The sequence below is a fragment of the Saprospiraceae bacterium genome, from assembly GCA_016713025.1.
Taxonomy (GTDB): Bacteria; Bacteroidota; Bacteroidia; order Chitinophagales; family Saprospiraceae; genus OLB9.
In genome coordinates this window covers 2,972,433-2,993,150 of record JADJPZ010000004.1, presented here as the reverse complement: position 1 = coordinate 2,993,150, position 20,718 = coordinate 2,972,433, and the positions used below count along the sequence as shown (strand labels likewise).

Here is a 20,718-nt window from a genome sequence, read left to right as displayed (position 1 = left end):
TACTTTTGACTTTATTCATCACCCAGGATTTCCTTTCTAGTATTGACATAATTTCTCCACTTTGAGAGTACACCCTGAAAGTCATCAGGTAAGTCGCATTCAAAATACAGCTTTTCTTCGGTGACCGGATGTACAAAACCTATACATCTGGCATGAAGTGCCTGACGTGGCATGATTTCCAAACAATTGTCCACAAACTGTTTGTATTTGTTAAAAATAGTACCTTTCAGGATCTGGTCTCCGCCATATCTGGAGTCACTGAATAATGTATGCCCTATGTGTTTCATGTGCACCCGGATCTGATGTGTACGACCTGTTTCAAGATGACATTTTACAAGTGTGACATAGTATAGCCTCTCTACAACCTGGTAGTGAGTGACCGCATGTTTGCCTTTGTTTTCATCCTGATGCACAGCCATCTGCAACCTGTCTTTTTCATGTCTTCCTATATAACCCACGATTGTATCATTATCAGCAGTGATATCTCCCCACACCAAGGCTATATATTCTCTTTCGACAGTATGATCAAAAAACTGTTTGGCAAGATGTGTCATGGCAAAGTCGGTTTTGGCAATCAGGATGAGGCCCGAGGTATCCTTATCGATGCGGTGCACCAATCCGGGTCTGTCTTCTTTGTTGCCCTTGAGTAGAGGTAAATCAGAATGCTGAAAATGATATAGAAGTCCATTCACAAGTGTTCCGGTTGTGTTGCCGGTACCAGGATGTACTACCAGACCTGCAGGTTTATTGATGACCATAAGATGTTCGTCTTCATAGAAGATGTCAAGCGGGATATATTCGGGTAGTAAAGGTGTTTCTTCATCAGGGTTGGATGGAAGTACCAGTGATATTTCATCACCTGGTTTTACCTTATAGTTGGGTTTGATCTCTTTCTGATTTACCAGGATACACCCTATCTTTATGGCATTCTGGATTCGGTTTCTGGATACTTTTTCAAGACGATCCAAAAGGAATTTATCGATCCTCAGCTGAGCCTGTTTGGGATCACAGATGATTTGTTGGTGGACATAAAGCTCATCAGATGGCTCGAGGTCTGTACTTTTTATGGATGGCATACTTTGAATTGGTTATACTACAGAGTTCTAACGGTGAAAGGTGAACAGATGTTTTGTTATCAGTCATGAGTGTATCCCTTTTTTCGGCCAATCGAATCGCTCGAATCATTCATCGCTCGAATCATTCGTCGTTTTGCCCCGCTACCCCTGACCCCTTTATATGTTTGCATTTTAAAAATTAATGGTTTCAAGATAAACAAATAATTTATAACTTGGCGGTTGAAGGGGAACACCCCTTGATACTTAGATATCGTCCTTTAGTGTCCCTTTCGCCAAGCTTAATCATGAGGTATAACTTGATACATTGATATCGTATAATATAAGGGAATGTAAGGCTTGACACTTTTTTTAAAACATTTTAAAGTAATTTATGTATGAAAGTTGGATTTGGAGGACTGGACGCAAGTAAAGGTTATTGTGATTTCAGTTTAATTTCGAAGGGTAATGAATTTACTAATCGCAGGATGAATTTTATTGATAATCAATCCGGTCTTGATGAACTCAAAAAAGTCTTATCACAGGCACTTTTGTCTATTGATAAAATCTATTTGGCTATTGAAAGTACCGGTGGGTATGAAAACAATTGGTATAATCAATTGGTAAGTTTTGATAAGCGAATCATCATGTTCAGGATTAATCCGTTGCGGACACATCATGAGTCAAAAAGAATATGCATCGCAATATTAATGACGCCATCAGTAGTGAAATTATAGCTAGGCATGTATCTGAAAATTATGAGGAACTAGAGAAAGCCAAGCCTAGATCCTTACATTTTTATACTGCGAAACAGATGCACAAAACTATACAAGGATTTATTAAACAAAAGACGAGAAATATCAACCAACTTGAGAAAGTAGTGTATAGTTGTATTCCTGGTCTTTTAACTTTTAGTAAAAATGGCATGCCAAAATACATGTATAAATTACTTCAAAAGTATCCATCAAAGGCAAAGATATTAAATGCGAAAACAGCTTCTTTGGCTAAAATCAAAGGGTTAACCATGGAGAAGGCTGAGGCCATCCAAAAAGCGGTGAAGCTAGATTCAGGGTCGGGTAATACGATACTTACTGAGCTAAATATTAAAACATTGGCCCAAACTATTAACTTATTCTCCACCCAGATCAAAGAACTTCAATCAGAGCTTGCTAAACACGGAGCCAACGACTTAGCGGATTTCTTAGTCACAATTCCTGGTTGCGGCATCGAGTCAGCAGTGTCATTAAGCATAGAAATAGAAGATATAAATCGATTTAACAGTGCCGCATCACTTTGTTGCTATTTTGGAGTACACCCAGAAAACCATACAAGTGGTGATATATCAAAGAAACCTAAAATGAGCAAAAAAGGAAGTAGTTCATATAGGGGTACAATATACATGGTAGCTAAAAATGCGATTATGTATGACCCTTATTTTAAAGAGATATATTCAAATCAAAGAGCGAAAGGTAAGACCTATAACGATGCTTTAGGTGTAATAATGAACAAGTTAACAAGAGTAATCTATGGTATGCTTACAAACAAAGAGGCATACGATTCATCAAAACCTAAAACACAAAAAAGCAAACCAGTAGACGCAGATCAGCAAATAGAGAAGTTGGAAAAAGAAACCGCAGATTATAAATCAGAGCTGGAAAAGATGCAAAACGCACCAGTTTCTCGTAGAGCAGAAAATAAAATAAAAAAGGCAATGGAAGAGTCTCAAAACTCAATTGAAGAGTTGCGCACGAGATCAAAACCATTACCAAGTGCAAACATATAAATTTGTTTGCACTTGGTAATAAAAAACACCGCCAAATATTATAAAATCAACGGTATAACTAAAGGGGAATCATCTGCTTATTCGTCGTTCGAATCGCTCGAATCATTCGTCGCTCGAAACATTCGTCGTTTTGCCCAGCTACCCCTGACCAAAGGGGAATCCTCCGCTTATTCGTCGTTCGAATCGCTCGAATCATTCGCCGCTCGAAACATTCGTCGGAAGCGTAGGTCATACCTTCACTGATTGGGTAAAACAATAAAAATTGACCCATCAGTCATCCTCACCCGTAAATCGCCATGTCACCCCGATGTCCCATCGCACCAGATCTGTAGTACTTCTTTTAAGATCAAAGAGATCCAGCGTGGTAGTTTTTAATTTTCTGGACTCATTGAGTATAAAATATTCATTGCTGAGCCCGGGCAGAAAGTTTCCTCTGATATTGAGGTATAAAGATGGAGTCAAAGGATAGTTGATGCCTGCTGCCGCACCGTATGTCAAGGACAAACTGCCCTTTTCCATATTGGAATCCGAAGATTCAGAATCGCTCGTCAGGGTTTTATTTGTCGTAGTGAACAACCATTTATACCCCAAAATGGCTTCTGCATAAAATTCGGTTTTACCTAATGGCAGATTGGGGTAGAAGCGCATTTTGCCATTAAAGCCCAAAAGGTGGCTGGTCGTCTTATAGTCAAAATCTACCCAATTAAAATCTAATTGCTCTGAGATGGTAAATGTAGGACTACTGCCCAATGTGTGATAATATCCACTGATACCCCAGAATAACGGGCTTTTTATCTTTATTTGCCTCAGGTATCCGGCTTCAAATCCTATTTTTGGCTGCGTAATATTTCTGGCAAAAAATCCAACAGCTTGATTCAATGTGATATTTGCTTCCAGAAAATTGACTTTGGATTGGCTCTTAAGGTCAACCTGCAAGACAAAGAACATTATTGCGGTACAAATATATAATGTACGTTTTGGCAAAGTAACAATAATTTTAAAATCCATTCCTGATGTTTTCCTACGATTACACCATTACAAATATTAAAGCAACTTAAAAAGTTCAATACTGTGATACTAAATAGAAGTTAAAATTTTCCAAAAATGAATTCAACTAATCTGAAAAAATCAGGAAAAAGAAGAATAATAAAATTTATCTTTGCAAAGTCAATACTTTTAATAACAATGACTCAAAATAAAACCAAAGAAACGGATATCGGCGTTGACCATTTTATTAATTCATATGTGGATAATGAAAAGAAAAAGGCTGATAGTTTTAAGCTTATTGACCTGATGAGTGATTGGTCAGGATATCCTCCCAAAATGTGGGGACCCACGATCATAGGCTTTGGAAGTTATCATTACAAGTATGCCAGTGGTCATGAAGGGGATTCACCATTGATTGGCTTTTCACCGCGCAAAGCTGAGTTTTCATTGTATGTCTTTTCACCCGTTGACGAGCAAATAGGGATATTGGAACAATTGGGAAAATTTAAAAAAAGTAAAGCTTGTATTTATATTAAGAAACTGGATGACATCGATATCGAAGTTTTAGAAAAACTATGCAAATCAAGTATCGCATATATCAATGAGCACCATGAATGTGCTTGCAGGACAAATTAAATGGTTTTCATCTGCCGATGGTCGCAGATTGCATCTGTGATCCTATATCTTAAGAATCTGTGATTCAATAGATGTTGCTATAACATAATGAAAAAGATCTAAACAATTAATACGATGCGCAATTTTTAATATCTTGCTTGCAATCAAAGCATTGAAAATGCTTGATGTATGGAATCGAAGTTGCAAGCTTCGATCATCATGTAGATTTATGGTTTGATTTCTTTGCAGAAAATTTTTATTTCTAATTTCTGTCCTGAATATTTATCTCCAAAATATCCACCTTATACTGCACTTTTTCTTAGGATTAAAAAATATTTAAAAAAAAATCAAAACTGAGTAAACAAACCTATCCAAGATTTTGGATATACTTATGTTAAGCAGCGATTTGATGTGGCGGTTGAGAATAAAATTGATCATAATTTAGAATATTTAATAGAAATATGAATTCTGAAAATAGCAATTGGCAAGAAAAAAAACTTAAAAAAGTTGTATCTGAAAGAACGGATAAATTAGTTGAGTCACTTTTTGAAAATTCTGAACAGCTTGAAAAGCCATCGACCGAAACATCGTCGCAAATGTATGCTGACATTTTGAACAAAATCGAAAATCCAGTTCAGATAAGTGCTGGCCTTTTGGAAAATGTAAAAAAACGAAAGGTAATATATTTGAATACCAGATCGATCGCTGCCATCCTTTTATTTTTGATATGTGCTATTTTTGTTTGGATGTGGATAGGCTCAAACGATCCAACAATTAAAACAGATTTTGCAGAAACCAAAAATGTCAGTTTGCCGGATGGTTCTAAAGTCATTCTTAATGCAAATTCATCTTTGACATATTCACAAGATTGGGATGATACCGAAGACCGCAAAGTATGGCTCGAAGGAGAGGGATACTTTAGTGTAGCTAAAGGTATCACAAAAGGTCAAAAGTTTGAAGTCATCACAAAAGGTCTTTCTGTCATAGTGGAAGGTACAATTTTTAATGTAAACTCAAGGAAAGACAAAGTAGAAGTTTTTCTGGAAGAAGGTAAAATTTCATTAGTTACAGACTTTAATAACAAAAGCTCAAAAGAATTGAAACCAGGTGATTTTGTGAGATACTTTCCAAAATCGAAAGAGCTAAAATTTTCACAAAAGCAAAAAGAAATTCAGAATGTGAGTTCATGGAAAGATGGTGCCATATTATTTCAGGAAGCAAACTTAATAGATGTATTGAAAAAACTAACCGAAATCTATGGAGTAGAGTTTGAAGTGGAAGATAAGGAAGTGACTAATAAAAAAATAACAGCGGGAATTCCTGTTGCACAGCTGGATGTAGCTATAACAATGCTAGAAGATGTATTAGGTTTAGAAATAGAATTGATAGGAAAATCCAAATACAGAATACAATAATATTAAGGACAATAAACAAAATAAACCAATTTTTAAATTTCACTTTTAATTACCAATTTTGAAACTATTTATGTATCAGCATTTAAAGCTCAGAATGTGGTGAATGACTCTTGGTTTAACGTCAGTCCACTTATTGACGGCAGGGGCAGTCAAGACATCTTATGAGGCTGATGGGACAGAAAAGGACATGATTGAGGTACTCAATCAAATGAGTGAGCAGTATCAGGTGTTTTTTACCTATGATACTGAACTACTCAAAAATGTAAAGGTGAATTTTGATTTCAAACGAGAAGAATCTTTTGATATCGCCATAAAACGGCTGATGAGAGAAACAGGCTTTGAATATAACGTTTACAACAGCAAGTACCTTGTAATATATAAAAATGACAAACAAGGCAAAAAGGCTGCAAAAAAGATTGGTAAAATGATCAAAGAGATGGAAAAACTTGAATCGGATGGTCATCTGAGTGTAAAGTATAATTCAAAAGCCCCTGAACAAAAATTTGCCAGTATCGCTCAAAGCATCAAATCATTGGATGAGTTTACTGTGAAAGGTACGGTGAAAAATAAAGCTAATGAACCTATGATTGGTGTCAATATTAAAATTAAAGATGGAGAAACAGGAACAATTACTGACGTAAATGGTGAGTTTACTTTGGATTTAGTAACTGGAAATGAAGTCTTGATCTTATCTTATATAGGATTTCAAACCATAGAAATCCCGGTGAGCCTAAGACCATTTATTGAAGTTGTCATGGAAGAAGCTTTTTTAAAACTATCAGAAGTAACTATAGTATCAACGGGTTTTCAAACAATTTCTAAAGAAAGAATAACCGGAGCTGCAGGAAGTGTAAAATCCGAAGTTATTTCCAACCGACCCACAACAGACCTGAAATCTGCTTTAAATGGTCAGATTGCAGGATTGGTATCAGATCCAACTCTAGGCTTTATCATCAGAGGAAGAAGCTCACTCTCTAATATTCAAGGAGACAGATTGCCGCTTTTGGTGGTTGATGGATTTCCGATAGATGGCGGTTTTGAGACCTTAAACCCCAATGATATCAAATCTGTCGATGTACTCAAAGATGCAGCAGCATCATCGATTTACGGAGCACGAGCTGCCAATGGCGTCATAGTCATCACAACTAAAAAAGATACCAGAAAGGATAAAATAAATTTAAGTTATAATACATTTTTGAGTTTTGGTGATGACATGGATATAAGAAATTATATGGATATAATTGATTCAAAAACTCAAATAGAGTACAGTGATTATTTTTACAATACTTTTAAAAATACCACATCAATTGTAAATCCTTATAATAATTTGACCTTTCAAGGAGGGACATCTGATTATTTTACAATGATCTTTGATAAAGAAAAAGGCCTTCTTTCAGATCAGGATTTTAATAATCGAAGAGCACAAAGGCTTAGTGCTGGCTATAAGGATGATTTTGATAAATATGTATTGCAGAAACCATTTACACAGCAGCACAATATTATTATTTCTGGTGCCAGCGATAAAAACAGCTATAAATTATCGCTCTTGTATGACGGCAATAAAAGCCATATTCAAAGAAATATTAATGACAAGATATTATTAAATTTTGGAAATTCATACAAGATTTCGCCGGTTTTGACATATAACATTAATACAAACCTTACATATTTATCTGCCAAAAATAATGGGGTAAACTTGACCCATGCAAAGAGTATTTATTCTCCCTTTACGAGAATACTTGATGGCAATGGAAATTTTGTAAATCAGAGTGACAAATATTTTGTACCAAGAGCCGTTGCAGAAGAATCCAGATTGCCATATAGCACAAGGTACAATCTTCTTGAGGAATCATATTTAAGGGATAACCTTTCTACAGCCTTAGATCTTAGAATCCAGAATGAGCTGGAAATAAATGTGGGGAAAGGACTAAAAATAAGGCCTATGTTCCAGTATGAACAATACAGAAGTGACAGAAGGGATATTTATGACCCTAATAGTTTTGCAGTCAGAGATTTGCAAAACATAACATCAGTATTGGATACAGTAAGTAAAAGATATGTGGCTCAATTTCCCGCTGGTGGGGTATATAATTATACAGGTGGAAACCTTAGAAATTCTTATAAAGGAAGAATTCAGGCCGATTATAACAAAACAATTAACAACAGGCACGAGGTTGCTTTATTATTTGGTGGAGAAATAATAAAGGGGACAGATCGTATTAATGCTCAGGACGTAAAATACGGTTATAGCAGCAAAAATTTGAACTACGCCTATTACAACTACACATTTGCACACAATAGTATATTCAATCAAAGTTTCCCTGCAACTAATTTAACTTATGAAAGTGGCAGATCACAAATTTCTCCAATAGAATTTTCAAGACAAGCATTTATTCAGAATGAAAGATATGTGGCTGCTTTTTTCAGTGGATCTTATACTCTTGACAGAAAATATACGGTTAGTGCAAGTATTAGAACAGATGCATCAAACTTTATTTCAAAAACCAATCGTGATAGGTTTTCACCATTTTTCTCCGCTGGCCTGAGATGGAATGTTTTACAGGAAAACTTTATGAAAAATAATAAAACTTTTGACAGGCTGGCTGCAAGAATCACATATGGCGCTACAGGAAATGCGGCAGGCAAATACAATTTGCTGCCATTTTCAGTGTTTGCCACGATTGCACCTACCGGAGAAACGGGCAATTTGCCAAGTGGGGATGTTTCTGGCAGAATCAATGACGAGCTTACCTGGGAAAAAACTTATTCTACAAATTTTGGAGTTGATTTTTCACTTTTCAATTCTAAATTGTTTGGAAGCATTGATGTGTACAACAGACATTCAAAGGATCTGATTTCAAATGTCCAAACTTCGAATGTATTATGGTCTGTCACACAACTTACCCTCAATGCAGCTGAAGTATTGAATAGAGGAATTGAGTTAAGTTTAGGATCATCCTTGAAAATTGCAAACGATCTGACTTGGTCTGGTAGTATAAATGCGGACTATAACTACAACAAGATTTTAAATTTCAATTTTATCAGTCCTCAATTATCTCAATATACAGGTTTTACACAGTTTATAGAAGGTTTGCCCACAGATAGAATCATGGGAATAAAATTAGCAGGGGTTACAAAAGAAGGTTTTTTCATCCAGGAGACTAAAACGGGAGAATTGGTTACTTTAAATAATGCCAGCAATTCATTTACAGGTATCACTGCCTTGGGTACGCCTATGCCAGGTGTAAAAATCATTGATGACCCAAGACTTTATTATGGAGGAAGATCCACACCACCTTCTACTCTTGGATTTACTAATTCATTTTATTGGAAGGGGTTTACTCTTATGTCTGTAATGACAGGTAGATTTGGACATAAAATCAGAAATATAACTAATGGACCGAATTTTACTTCATCTCATCTCTCCAAAAATTTTCCACAGTCGGCCTGGGATCAAATTATTACAACTTCATCCTTAGTGGCATCTGATCAGTTAGGGATTCTTTACCCCACATTGGATAACCGGTTGATGGTAAATACTGGAAATACTATGTATTCATTTAATTCATTAAATACGATTGACAATGCATCAGCATTGCGATGGGACGAATTGTACATCGGTTATGAATTTACTAAAAAAGATTTGGGTAAGATCCGAAATGTATTTAACAATTTAACATTATACACTCAAGTGAGAAATCTTGGTTTGTTATGGACCAATAATAAAGGTGGATATGATCCCGGATTTTTACCCGGATCTATCAAGCCTATCAGAACATTCACTTTTGGAGCCAGAGTAGGATTCTAAATAATCTATCAACCTTAAATAATAATTTAGAAATGAAAAATAAAATACTAATGATAATACTAATAATCTCAACAGCAGGCTGTCAGGATTATTTAGATATCACACCAGAAGAGGGTGGTATTGCTACTTTTAATGATGGATCACAATATGACGTATTGCTCAATAATATACGGGTTACCAGAAACAGAGTGGAATGGGCAAATGCCATTGTAGCATCAGATGATTGTGAATTTGTGCCCGAATTACAAAACAATATTCCAGCTAACAATCTAACTGATATCCAAAGATGGGAGTCATATAGTACGTGGAATGAATCCTATTTTCAATCACAAGGAGGTGGAAGTACAGGTTTTGTCCCTTTTCTGTCCACTTACAATTACATGTATATGTTCAACCAAATTATAAATACTATCGATAATCCTGAGGTCGTAGGCGATGCGAATCTTAAAATAAAGATCAAAGCTGAGGCTAAGTTTTTTAGAGCCTTGTATCACTTTCTTTTGGCTGTAGAATACTGCGCACATCCTTCTCTCAATGGTGGAAATACGCCGGGCATCGGTTACAGAAATTCAATAAGTACAATTGAGTCTGGAGTTGAAACAAGAAATACAGTAAAGTTTACTTTTGACAATATCCTTAAAGATCTGGAAGAAGCAAAATCAGAACTAAAAGATGCAGGAGCTGTGACACTTAACACAAATATACCATGGAGAATCACAGTCCCCGCCACAGAATCTTTATTAGCAAGGGTGTATCTGTATTTGGGTGACTACTCAAAAGCGTTCAATAATGCTAAATCTGCCTACAATTCTAATAAGTTTTTATATGATCTCAATAATCAAACACTTTTTGCACAAAGAAATTTAACTGTTCAGAATGAAACTTTTAACGGTGTGATGTATTCTGCCACACCTTCGTATCCTGCCATTGCTGCAGATCAGAATGCTAATGATCCGACCAGCAATAGTAACTTGTGGTATAAGGAGTCTTTTTTCAGATTTGTTGGTCAGGCTTCAGCACAAACCAGAATGATACCTACTAAAGAATTGTATGAAAGTTATGAAACAACAGATTTGCGTAAAAAAGTATATTATGATAATAACGCTAATATAAATGCAACATTCCTGAGACCAAGATTTAAAGATCAGCTGATCTCAAAGAATTATCTGAAAAATGCCACAAGTACTACATTTAGTGGCTATATATTAAGTGTTACTGTACCGGAGATAATGTTGATTATGGCAGAATGCAGAGCAAGAAGTGCCGGAGATGGAGAGAATGCCAGCATTATTCTAAAGGAGCTCAGAAAAAGAAGATTTCCGGCTAATTATGTTGACAATATTAATGGTACTCTAGATGCAGTCAAAGCAGAACGCAGAAGAGAGATAGCTATGATCATGAGATGGCACGATCTCAAGAGGTATAATGCGTTGGATAATGCCAACATTACTGTTACAAAAAGAGGAAGGTTGGATCCTCTTGATTTCAATTCACAAGTTTTTACCTTTAAATTAGCGCCCAATGCACCGACTTATGCACTTCCTATCATTCAACGAGAGGTGGACTTCTTAGGGTGGCAGCAAAATGAATACGGAGGAATCACAAGACAATAATACATTCAATAATGATCATAAAAGTTTATAAAAATGAACAATATCAAAATAATTCAAAATATTAAAAAGCCTGTTGTTTTACTTATTATAGTGGTTATAGCCATTTCAGCAGGGCTGATATCCTGTACAGAGGAGGAAGATTTGTCTCCGACATTTAGTGCTGCTGGTTTTTGGCAAGTCAAAAACGACACAACTTTTACATCAAATACCGCCAATGCTACAGCAGACCTTTACCATCTGTTTGTAGAGCCTAATGCTTTCTACAGACTCACATTTGCAAATACCTTTGATTTCAGCAAATTAGATCTAAAACCACGGGCTGATTCATTGGTGAGTTTTTATAAAATCGAAGGAAATGTTTTAAAGATACCTAATCCGGCTCCTGCCATTACCAATATTATTCCTGGCCTGACCCTAAAAAGCCAAACGCCTAATCAGATGGTTTTCAGTAGGTATCATATCATTAGAAGAAACTTACTCACAGGTGAAGTATTGCAGGATCGGACAGATGAAGTCACCTATGAATTGGTCACGGACGCAGCAAAAATTGCGTATTTCAAAAACTTTATAAGCAAATATCATAAATAATTTAAACTGAATTGAATCAAATCACAACTTTTTTACATTGAAGCGTTTACATAGATTTGTTATATTTAAAAAATAAAGAAAATTAAAATTATAATGTTGAAACTCATCACACTATTTTCCTTAATGCTGGCTTTTAATTTCTCGGTATTATGCCAGATGAAGTCCGTCATTTTTTCAGGCAAAATTAGTAATACAGAAGAAAAATTCCTGAAACTCTCGCACATTGAACTTAGTTTTGAGAAAAAGATATCCATTGATGCCGAAGGAAATTTTAGAGATACTTTGAATCTGAAAGAAGACGCCAGTTATTACTTCAGTATAGGAAAATCTTTTAGTCAGATACACTTGAAAGACGGATATGATATTCAACTGTATTTGGATGCCAAAGATTTTCATAAAACAATTCGTTATGAAGGTAAAGGAAGTGAAATCAATAATTTTGCTGTTGCATTAGGAAAAAATAAAGCGAAATTAGTTGGTGATGCCAAAGAGTTCTTCGTAGTGCCATTAGATGAATTTTTGAAAAAAAACGCATCTAATAAAGTGGCATATTTATCCATATTGAAGGAGTCAGCTTTGAGCGAAACAGATAAAAATCTTATGGACAAGGTTATAGAAACGGATTACCTTCTGATTCATAATAATTATGATAAATTTAATCATTATCATTTGAAAGAGCATCCTGTTTTGCCTTTGGATTATTATGATCCTATACTAAAGATAAAACTCGATGATCAGGAATTGTTTCTTCATGATAAAAACTTCAGGGTTTTAGTGATCGAAAATTACCGACTCAGGCTAAAAGCGGCTTTGGATGCAGACTCTACACTCACCAACATTGAATTTGTCAGAAATGCTACAAAGGATATACAGAGTATATACATCAAAGAATCTATTATCAGTATGCTGTTTAATAATGTAAGTAATAAAAATGCAAATTATTATGCAGATTATGAAAAAATAATGGCAATGCTTGTATCTGAGGAAATGAAAGATAAACTAAAAGGAAGATTGCAAACAGCTCAAAATACTTCTTCGGGCACCAAATCTATAGGGTTTGAGTACGAAAGCTACGATGGAACCAAGGTTTCGCTGTCAGATTTTAAGGGTAAAATTGTCTATATTGATATTTGGGCTACCTGGTGCGGGCCTTGCATCAAACAAATGCCGGCTTTAAAAGAATTGATCAAAGAGTATGAAGGTAAGAATATAGCTTTTGTGGTCATTTCTGTGGACGATAAAAAGGATTATGCAAAATGGAAAAAAATGGTTCCTGTATACAATGTTGGTGGCACACATTTAATTTCTGATAATGCACTTGATTCAGACTTCATGAAAGCGTATGGTGTCAGTCTTATTCCCAGATCTATCCTTGTGGATACTGATGGAAACATTATTAACAATATCGCGCCAAAGCCTTCGGACAGCAACTTAAAAAGTATTTTAAACCAACTGTTAAATAATGTAAAATCGATTAAATAATTACGGTTTTCATTATACTTTAAGTTTCCCCAAAGTCAGGATGGGTCAAAATATAATTTCTCAAATATTCAAGGGCTTTGAAGACATGTACTCTTGCGGTTGATTCTTCTATATCTATTTGTTGAGCGATTTCAGAATAAGTGTAATGCTGGTAAAAATATAGCTGAAAAACTTCTTTTCTTTTTTCAGGTAATTTTTGAATCGCATGTTCCACGATGTCGAGATAAATATCAAAAATAAAATTTGACTCATCGGATGAATGAGCGAAGTCTGAGCTTTCTTTCAGATATTTGTCAAGATTTGACTTTTCTCTGATGGTTTTATTGAAATGATTAGCGACTAAATCTTTAGTAATCTTTATAATTAAATTGAGTATTGGGTAGTCAGGATTTAATATTTCTCTTTTTTTCCACAGAGTCACAAAGACTTGAGATGTAATCTCCTGAGCATAAAAGGTATCACTCGTCATTTTTTTGCAGACGCCATATACTGTTGAATGATATAAATCAAAAACCAACTTGAAGGCTTTTACATCGCCATTTTTTAGATCTTCTATATGCTTTTTGTTTTCTCTTTGCATTTAGACAACTACATTAATCATTGTTCAGCAGGGATAGGTACAAAATTAGTATAAATAGGGAAATATTATAAGAATAATTTCAAATTCGTTGTGGCTATGCTACTATTAAATGATTGTTTTTCACCATATCCCAGAATCATCACAACATACTTACCTTTTACAATAATATTTTTAACACTCAGTTTATAATGCTTACCTTTGTCTTTGTTTATAAAATTTTGTAAGATGAGCAGCCCAAAAATAAGCATTGACTCCATGTGCGTCAAGGAGATCAAAGAAAAACGTACCACACAACCACATCAGTTGCCAATTTATGCTACATCCTCATTTGAGTTTGAAAACATGGAACAGGGTATTGACATATTTACAGGAAAAACTTCCGGACATGTATATAGCAGGTACGGCAATCCAACTATCGACACAGTGAGTCAGAAATTAGCTGACCTGGAAGCCTTTGGAACAGGTTTGAATGCTTATGGTTACCTCACGAGTAGTGGGATGTCGGCGATTTCTACGGTGATACTTTCATTGGTTAAATCCGGCGAAACCATCCTTACTCAAGGTGACCTGTACGGAGGTACCACTGAACTATTATTGAAAGTGATAGCCAATAGCGGGATAAAGACCATTTTTACGGATTTGACCGTCATCGATCAGGTGGAGTATTTGTTGCAAACCAACAGAAATATTAAATTACTCTATCTTGAGACGCCTGCCAACCCTACCATGAAGTGCATCGATATGGTGCAGATAGCTCGACTTGCCAGGAAGTATGGCGTCATCACTTGTGTGGACAATACGTTTTGTACTCCTGTCATCCAGCAACCACTGGCTTTGGGTATCGACTTTGTGATTCATTCGACCACAAAATATCTCAATGGTCATGGCAACTCTATTTCCGGTGTGATCATAGGGCATGATGAAAAATATAAAAAACAGGTTTGGACAACACTAAAACTTTTGGGAAGCACGTGCAATGCATGGGATGCATGGCTGATCAACAACGGTCTTAAGACACTGGCACTAAGGATGAAAAAACACTCTGAAAATGCTATGAATGTCGCCACCTATCTAAGCAATCATCCACGTGTCAAAAAAGTAAATTATAACGGGCTTCCTGATCATCCTTACCACGAAGTAGCTTCAAGACAAATGAAGCAATTTGGCGGTATGCTCAGTTTTGAAGTGGATGGCACTCTGTCTCAAGTATTGGCAATGATCAACAAAATGCAGTTTTGCGCGATGGCACCTACATTGGGTGATGTGGATACACTGGTGCTGCATCCTGCCACCAGTTCACATCTCAATGTAGACAAAGCGCAACGGGAGACCAATGGCATCACTGATGGACTCATCAGACTTTCCGTAGGTATTGAAGATGCTGAAGATATTATTCACGATCTTGAAAATGCAATGAAATGACCCAAAGATCCGCTTTAATATTTGGTAGTACCGGTCTTACCGGATCTGAATTATTAAAAAAGCTTCTTGATTCCGGCTTTTATCACAATGTAAAGGCTTTTGTTAGGAAACCTTTAAAAATTTCTCACCCGTTACTTGAACAGATAATCGTTGATTTTGATCATTTGGAAAAAATATCTGATCAGATAAAAGGTGATGATCTATATCTTTGTTTGGGTACTACGATGGCAAAGGCGGGCAGCAAAGAAGCTTTTTATAAAGTAGATTTTACCTATACTATAAATGTTGCTACCATAGCTAAGGCAAACGGAGTGAAGCAAGTATTGTTGATTTCTTCCATGGGGGCAGATAAAAAATCTTTGATTTATTACTCAAAAGTGAAGGGTAAGGTTGAAAATGCTCTGGCTAAGCTGGGCTTCAATAGTTTATCTATTATCAGACCGTCACTTTTATTAGGCGACAGGAAGGAAAGCAGATTTGGTGAAAAAATGGCCACAAAATTCTCTGATATCTTTTCAGGATTATTAATTGGTCCGTTAAAAAAATATAAACCAATCACTGCATCAGATGTAGCTGAAGCGATGCTGAAAATCAGTCAGAAAGGTATTCCCGGCAAAAGTATCTATGAATCTGACAGGTTGGAATTTATGGCGAAGAGTTTTGCGGGTGTTTAGATAAGTAATTCATTTTCAGCCTTCTTTCCACACCAAATTATTTATCTGAAAGAATAAAAAATATACACAATTGAAAAAGCAGATAGTAAAAAAATCAAAAATAGAAATTGAAATCGGGCTGAACGAAGACAAACACCCTGAATCTATTCACTGGAAAAGTGATGACAATCCTGAAGGCCAAAACTTTATTGAATGCAAAGCCATGATGCTTGCGCTGTTTGACAAAGAATATAAGGATACATTCAAGATTGATTTATGGACAACGGAGATGCAGGTGGTGGAGATGGACAGGTTCGTTTTTCAGCACCTGAAATCACTCGCTGATACCTATTTCAGAGCAACCGGCAACAATAAACTGGCAAGTGAAATGCAGATGTTTGTGGATTATTTTGGAAAAGAAACCGGCATCTTACAAGATGTGGATGAGACCACCTAATTTTTGGATCGTCTTTTTAAAAACCTTTTAAAAATATCATTGTTTGCCTGATGATCAAAGGTTTACAATCATGAAATCGACATAAAAAATAATCGGGGTTTATTTTATACAAACCACAATGATTATTTTTTATCAAAGATTCCATCTGACCATTAAAAAACAAATAAAAATAAACAGATGAAAAACGTTCAGTTCCTCATTGCTTTTACAACATCACTTTTTCTATTTTTTGTATTTTTGTGTGGATTTGATACTGATCTGAGTCTGATCCTGTTATTATTTTCAATACTGAATGTATGCATCATTTGGATGGTGTACATGGTCATCCGATACGGACATCCGTCTTCACACACTTTTGCCGAAAGATTTTATGAGGATGCGGATAAAAAGACAATACCCGACACATTCGAAGACAATCAGGTAGTCTGTTAAGTGGAGTTAACCTCCGGCTTTTTTTGTCTGTTTATATCCCATCTCCAGAAGTAATTTAAGAACTTTGTCTCTGTGGTTGCCCTGAAGTAAAATTTCACCATCTTTGACACCGCCGCCAACACCACATTTAGACTTCAGCGTTTTTCCAAGATCTTCCAATGATTCTTCGCTGCCTTTGAACCCACGTATCAAAGTCACTTCTTTGCCACCTCTCTGTTTTTTGTCCAAGTGGATACGGAGATGATGATCTGATGGTTTTATAATGTTTTTCTCAACATCTTCAGGCATTTCAGGGGCATTGTCGGGATTTCCCAGACTTTTGAAATCATCCCACGACAGAGTTTTTAGTTTATTATTTTCCATCATCAGCTATTGACACGTTTCCAATTATAATTGATCAACCGTAGTATCTGTAATCCAAGGTCCTGGGTGCCGGTAGATGAATTTGAAAAAATTACAACTCCGGTTTTAGTTTCTCTGACTATTGCTGCAAAAGCATTATGTCCTGAGGTACTTCCTGTATGCATGTAAATATTCAGCTTATTTTTACTGAAGTTGTGCCATCCCATGGCGATAGATAGTGATTCATTGAGACCCGGATACGACACAATATCCAGATTTTTTCCCAGAATGGTGTCCAATGATGTGCCGGACATTAAAATATGGGCTTTTAAAAATGAAATCATATCATTTGCTGTCGTCTTTATACCCTCAGAACCCTTAAACGATGCAAATGTCCATGGAGCAACTTTTTTTAATGCTCTGTCATATCCTGGCGTAAGTAAACTGAGTTTTTCTTCCGGAAAGTCTGTAAATGTTTGGTTCATTTTTAGCTTACTCAAAATTTTTTCCTGTAAAAGGTCCTGAAAAGAACTGCCACAAATATTTTTTATTATTACTTCAAGCAAGGCATAGTTGGTGTGGCTGTATTCAAAAGATTTGCCCGATGGTATGTAATCCCGGTAAAACTTCAATAAGTCCTTTTCGGTGTAAAAAGCGTAAGGATTTTGTAATGACTTTTCTTTTTTACCAAAGTACAAAGGCCTTCTGGGCAATCCGGACTGATGATGGACAAGATCCGATATGGTGAGATCAGATAGCCTTGGATTTACATATTCTGTCGGGAGATATTTATTTACAGGTTCAGAAATATCTATTTTATCCTCAGCAATGAGTATACTGATAAGAGCAGAAGTAAAAAGTTTGCTGACACTGCCGGATTCAAAAATGTCATCTTTTGTGATAGCTACTTTATCTTTCAGGATTTTTGTACCATAAGAAAAAAAGTAAGTAGAATCATTGTCAAATACTCCAATAATATAGCCAGGAGTCTTTTTCATGTCTATATCCGTATCGTATCTGATGATCTTATCTATTTCACTGTAAAGCAAAGTTGCCTGTCCTTGGCTGATATAACTTATCAAAGACAATGGAACTATAAGTAAAATCCACAAACTATTAATACGACACATAGTACAAAAGTATTGTTTTTTGCATAAATCTACCATTATCAACGGTAAATACTTCGGATTTATTTTTCAAAACATATACCTTACGAAGATGTTTATAAAGTAGAAATGGTAAGGAAAATTTTATGAATCTCATACAGTGGGACCTTGATTTATTCGAATTTGTAAATTCAGGCATGTCAAATGTGCTATTTGATACATTGTTGCCGTGGGTGCGCGAACCCCTTTTCTGGATGCCATTGTATATATTTATTATTGCCTTTGTATTTTTTAATTTTGGTCGGAAAGCATACTGGTTTGTCATTTTCTTTATTTTGACTGTGTCATCATCAGATATGATCAGTGCCAAACTGATCAAAAAAAATATCCAGCGCATACGCCCGTGCAATACAGAGTATATGAATGTGATAGAAAGAGTGGAATGTGGCTCAGGGTACAGTTTTACATCCAACCATGCTTCCAATCATTTTGCTATGGCAACTTTTTTAGTACTTACTTTGGGCAGATACATCAAGAAGATAAAACCATGGTGTTGGTTTTGGGCATTCCTGGTAGGGTTGGCCCAAGTGTATGTTGGGGTGCATTTTCCTTTGGATATTTTGGGTGGAGCAATACTTGGCGTCATCCTGGGTAAAATATGGGCATTATTGTTCTACAAGTATTACCCCTACATACTCAGTAAATCTATAGTAGTATGACTTCTGCACAAATTTACAAAATACTGGAAGAAGTAACAGATCCTGAAATACCTGTCGTCACCATCGCAGATCTGGGGATACTCAGAGACGTCGCTTTTGATCCAAATGGGAAATTATCAGTCTTCATTACACCTACGTACAACGGATGTCCTGCGATGGATATGATTGAGGTAAATATCAGATCTGCTTTGCAGGATTATGGTGTATCGGATATAGAGATCGTCTCTCTCATCGAACCGGCATGGACGACTGACTGGATTACTGAAGTAGGCAGGCAAAAACTGCTCGAATATGGTATTGCACCGCCTGCCCAGAAATCATCAGATCACAGTTTTTTAACCGGAAAAACCCCGGAAGTCATTTGCCCTCAATGCAGATCTGCGCATACACAGTTAATCAGTAGATTTGGTTCTACAGCATGCAAGGCATTGTACAAATGCAACGATTGTCTGGAGCCATTTGATTACTTTAAATGTCATTGATATCCAAAATTCAATTAACTAATATTCATTTATCCTTAAAATAATGAACAATATACAATACACAATCGCTGACAATATTGCCACCATCACACTGGACAGGCCAGACAAATTCAACAGTTTTATTAGACCAATGGCCCTGGCTATGCAGGAAGCCCTCGATAAAGCCGCTCAGGATGAATCTGTAAGGTGTATCGTCATCACCGGCAGCGGAAAAGCATTCAGCGCAGGCCAGGATCTGGCTGAGGCAACAGACCCCAATGGTCCTGATCTGACCAAAATTCTGACTGAACATTATAATCCGATAGTCACCAGAATCAGAAACATCCCTAAACCTGTCTTTGCTGCTGTCAATGGTGTTGCTGCCGGTGCAGGTGCCAACATTGCCCTTGCATGTGATATTGTACTGGTAGCAGAATCTGCGTCATTTATTCAGGCTTTCAGCAAGATAGGATTAATACCGGATAGTGGCGGTACCTTTATGTTGCCCAGGCTAATAGGTTTTCAAAGGGCTTCAGCGCTCATGATGACCGGCGAAAAAGTGTCAGCCCGTGACGCGTTGATGATGGGTATGGTGTATAAAGTCTCTCCCGATGAAGTGTTTATGGAGGAAGTGTTGAAGATGGCAGGAACTTTAGCACAAATGCCCACTTATGGTCTGGCGCTGACTAAAAAAGCACTCAATCAATCTCTGACCAATAACCTTGAGCAACAACTGAAGCTGGAAGATGAATTACAAACTCTGGCAGGAAATAGTGAAGATTATAAGGAAGGTACTGCAGCATTTCTGGAAAAAAGAAAACCTATATTTAAAGGGAAGTAGAGTTTGCTGAATATATTATATGTTGCTGAATTTCAATATTTTATTCAATTATATTTTAAATTTTTATACCATTGCAATGTTTTTTGATTTATTGTGAGTAAAACCTTTGCACTTTGATTTAACATTGTCCTATGCGGACGGCAGTCACTTTTTTGCATCTTTTGCTCTCACATATTCCTTTGGAATGCTTACCCAGAAAAAAAGTAACCCAAAAACGCTAGTTCAAAAAAGGTAACTGAATGGTGCAGCTTTGCCATTTGAGTGATACGAAATCACTCAAAAATGAAGGCACTGATTTAAACTTAAATCAGCTAGGTGTATTGTTGTTCATTCCCGACCTACCCATCCCTTTCGGGTTCCTT

Annotated in this window: 20 protein-coding genes; 15 read left to right on the top strand and 5 right to left on the bottom strand. The window is 36.2% G+C overall.

Going from position 1 to position 20,718, the window contains the following annotated elements:
* Nucleotides 1-11: 11 nt before the first annotated feature.
* Nucleotides 12-1,076, bottom strand: a complete 1,065-nt coding sequence (locus IPK35_19080) for an RluA family pseudouridine synthase (GenBank protein ID MBK8055314.1) — start codon at nt 1,074-1,076, stop codon at nt 12-14.
* Nucleotides 1,077-1,450: 374 nt separating this feature from the next.
* Here IPK35_19080 and IPK35_19075 point away from each other — a divergent pair, with 374 nt between their 5' ends.
* Complete coding sequence (locus IPK35_19075; GenBank protein ID MBK8055313.1) at nt 1,451-1,789, top strand: hypothetical protein; 339 nt, start codon at nt 1,451-1,453, stop codon at nt 1,787-1,789.
* Nucleotides 1,747-2,835 (top strand): transposase, encoded by a 1,089-nt coding sequence (locus IPK35_19070; GenBank protein ID MBK8055312.1) that lies wholly within the window; start codon nt 1,747-1,749, stop codon nt 2,833-2,835. The genes IPK35_19075 and IPK35_19070 overlap by 43 nt, the downstream gene beginning before the upstream one ends.
* Before the next feature lie 270 nt (nt 2,836-3,105).
* Here the strand turns inward: IPK35_19070 and IPK35_19065 are convergent, their stop codons facing one another.
* Nucleotides 3,106-3,843, bottom strand: coding sequence for a hypothetical protein (locus tag IPK35_19065; GenBank protein ID MBK8055311.1), 738 nt, complete (start codon nt 3,841-3,843; stop codon nt 3,106-3,108).
* Nucleotides 3,844-4,020: 177 nt separating this feature from the next.
* Between IPK35_19065 and IPK35_19060 the strand changes: the two genes are divergently transcribed.
* From IPK35_19060 to IPK35_19035, 6 genes are all read left to right on the top strand, one after another.
* Nucleotides 4,021-4,458 carry a DUF1801 domain-containing protein gene (locus IPK35_19060; protein MBK8055310.1) on the top strand — a complete coding sequence of 146 codons (438 nt, stop codon included), beginning with the start codon at nt 4,021-4,023 and terminating at the stop codon, nt 4,456-4,458.
* Nucleotides 4,459-4,898: 440 nt separating this feature from the next.
* A complete protein-coding gene (locus IPK35_19055) occupies nt 4,899-5,852 on the top strand; it encodes a FecR domain-containing protein (protein MBK8055309.1) in 954 nt (317 codons plus the stop codon).
* Nucleotides 5,853-5,955: 103 nt separating this feature from the next.
* The gene (locus IPK35_19050; GenBank protein MBK8055308.1) at nt 5,956-9,660 is read left to right on the top strand and encodes a SusC/RagA family TonB-linked outer membrane protein; all 3,705 of its coding nucleotides are present in this window, start codon (nt 5,956-5,958) and stop codon (nt 9,658-9,660) included.
* 50 nt (nt 9,661-9,710) lie between these two features.
* Entirely contained in the window at nt 9,711-11,273 is a 1,563-nt protein-coding gene (locus IPK35_19045; protein MBK8055307.1) for a RagB/SusD family nutrient uptake outer membrane protein, read from the top strand.
* Nucleotides 11,274-11,306: 33 nt separating this feature from the next.
* On the top strand, nt 11,307-11,861 hold the full coding sequence (locus IPK35_19040; protein MBK8055306.1) for a hypothetical protein: 555 nt from the start codon (nt 11,307-11,309) through the stop codon (nt 11,859-11,861).
* A gap of 93 nt (nt 11,862-11,954) precedes the next feature.
* Nucleotides 11,955-13,343, top strand: coding sequence for a TlpA family protein disulfide reductase (locus IPK35_19035; GenBank protein ID MBK8055305.1), 1,389 nt, complete (start codon nt 11,955-11,957; stop codon nt 13,341-13,343).
* Between the two features lie 19 nt (nt 13,344-13,362).
* Here IPK35_19035 and IPK35_19030 read toward each other — a convergent pair whose 3' ends face one another.
* Nucleotides 13,363-13,923 (bottom strand): sigma-70 family RNA polymerase sigma factor, encoded by a 561-nt coding sequence (locus IPK35_19030; GenBank protein ID MBK8055304.1) that lies wholly within the window; start codon nt 13,921-13,923, stop codon nt 13,363-13,365.
* Nucleotides 13,924-14,163: 240 nt separating this feature from the next.
* Between IPK35_19030 and IPK35_19025 the strand changes: the two genes are divergently transcribed.
* The 4 genes from IPK35_19025 (at nt 14,164) to IPK35_19010 (ending at nt 16,887) form a co-directional block, all read left to right on the top strand.
* A complete protein-coding gene (locus IPK35_19025; GenBank protein ID MBK8055303.1) occupies nt 14,164-15,345 on the top strand; it encodes an aminotransferase class I/II-fold pyridoxal phosphate-dependent enzyme in 1,182 nt (393 codons plus the stop codon).
* A complete protein-coding gene (locus IPK35_19020; GenBank protein MBK8055302.1) occupies nt 15,342-16,019 on the top strand; it encodes an oxidoreductase in 678 nt (225 codons plus the stop codon). Before IPK35_19025 ends, IPK35_19020 begins: the two co-directional genes overlap by 4 nt.
* A 70-nt stretch (nt 16,020-16,089) precedes the next feature.
* Nucleotides 16,090-16,455, top strand: coding sequence for a gliding motility protein GldC (locus IPK35_19015; protein MBK8055301.1), 366 nt, complete (start codon nt 16,090-16,092; stop codon nt 16,453-16,455).
* 177 nt (nt 16,456-16,632) lie between these two features.
* Nucleotides 16,633-16,887: a hypothetical protein gene (locus IPK35_19010; GenBank protein MBK8055300.1), complete on the top strand. Its 255-nt coding sequence runs from the start codon at nt 16,633-16,635 to the stop codon at nt 16,885-16,887.
* Nucleotides 16,888-16,893: 6 nt separating this feature from the next.
* Here IPK35_19010 and IPK35_19005 read toward each other — a convergent pair whose 3' ends face one another.
* Together IPK35_19005 and IPK35_19000 are read right to left on the bottom strand one after the other, a co-directional pair.
* Nucleotides 16,894-17,250: a translation initiation factor gene (locus IPK35_19005; protein ID MBK8055299.1), complete on the bottom strand. Its 357-nt coding sequence runs from the start codon at nt 17,248-17,250 to the stop codon at nt 16,894-16,896.
* 2 nt (nt 17,251-17,252) lie between these two features.
* Complete coding sequence (locus IPK35_19000) at nt 17,253-18,359, bottom strand: serine hydrolase (protein MBK8055298.1); 1,107 nt, start codon at nt 18,357-18,359, stop codon at nt 17,253-17,255.
* 122 nt (nt 18,360-18,481) lie between these two features.
* Here IPK35_19000 and IPK35_18995 point away from each other — a divergent pair, with 122 nt between their 5' ends.
* The 3 genes from IPK35_18995 to IPK35_18985 are packed head-to-tail and all read left to right on the top strand — an operon-like array spanning nt 18,482 to nt 20,356.
* Complete coding sequence (locus IPK35_18995) at nt 18,482-19,054, top strand: phosphatase PAP2 family protein (protein ID MBK8055297.1); 573 nt, start codon at nt 18,482-18,484, stop codon at nt 19,052-19,054.
* Nucleotides 19,051-19,536 carry a phenylacetate-CoA oxygenase subunit PaaJ gene (gene paaJ, locus IPK35_18990; protein ID MBK8055296.1) on the top strand — a complete coding sequence of 162 codons (486 nt, stop codon included), beginning with the start codon at nt 19,051-19,053 and terminating at the stop codon, nt 19,534-19,536. Before IPK35_18995 ends, paaJ begins: the two co-directional genes overlap by 4 nt.
* Before the next feature lie 43 nt (nt 19,537-19,579).
* A complete protein-coding gene (locus tag IPK35_18985; GenBank protein ID MBK8055295.1) occupies nt 19,580-20,356 on the top strand; it encodes a 2-(1,2-epoxy-1,2-dihydrophenyl)acetyl-CoA isomerase in 777 nt (258 codons plus the stop codon).
* The last annotated feature ends 362 nt before the right edge of the window (nt 20,357-20,718 follow it).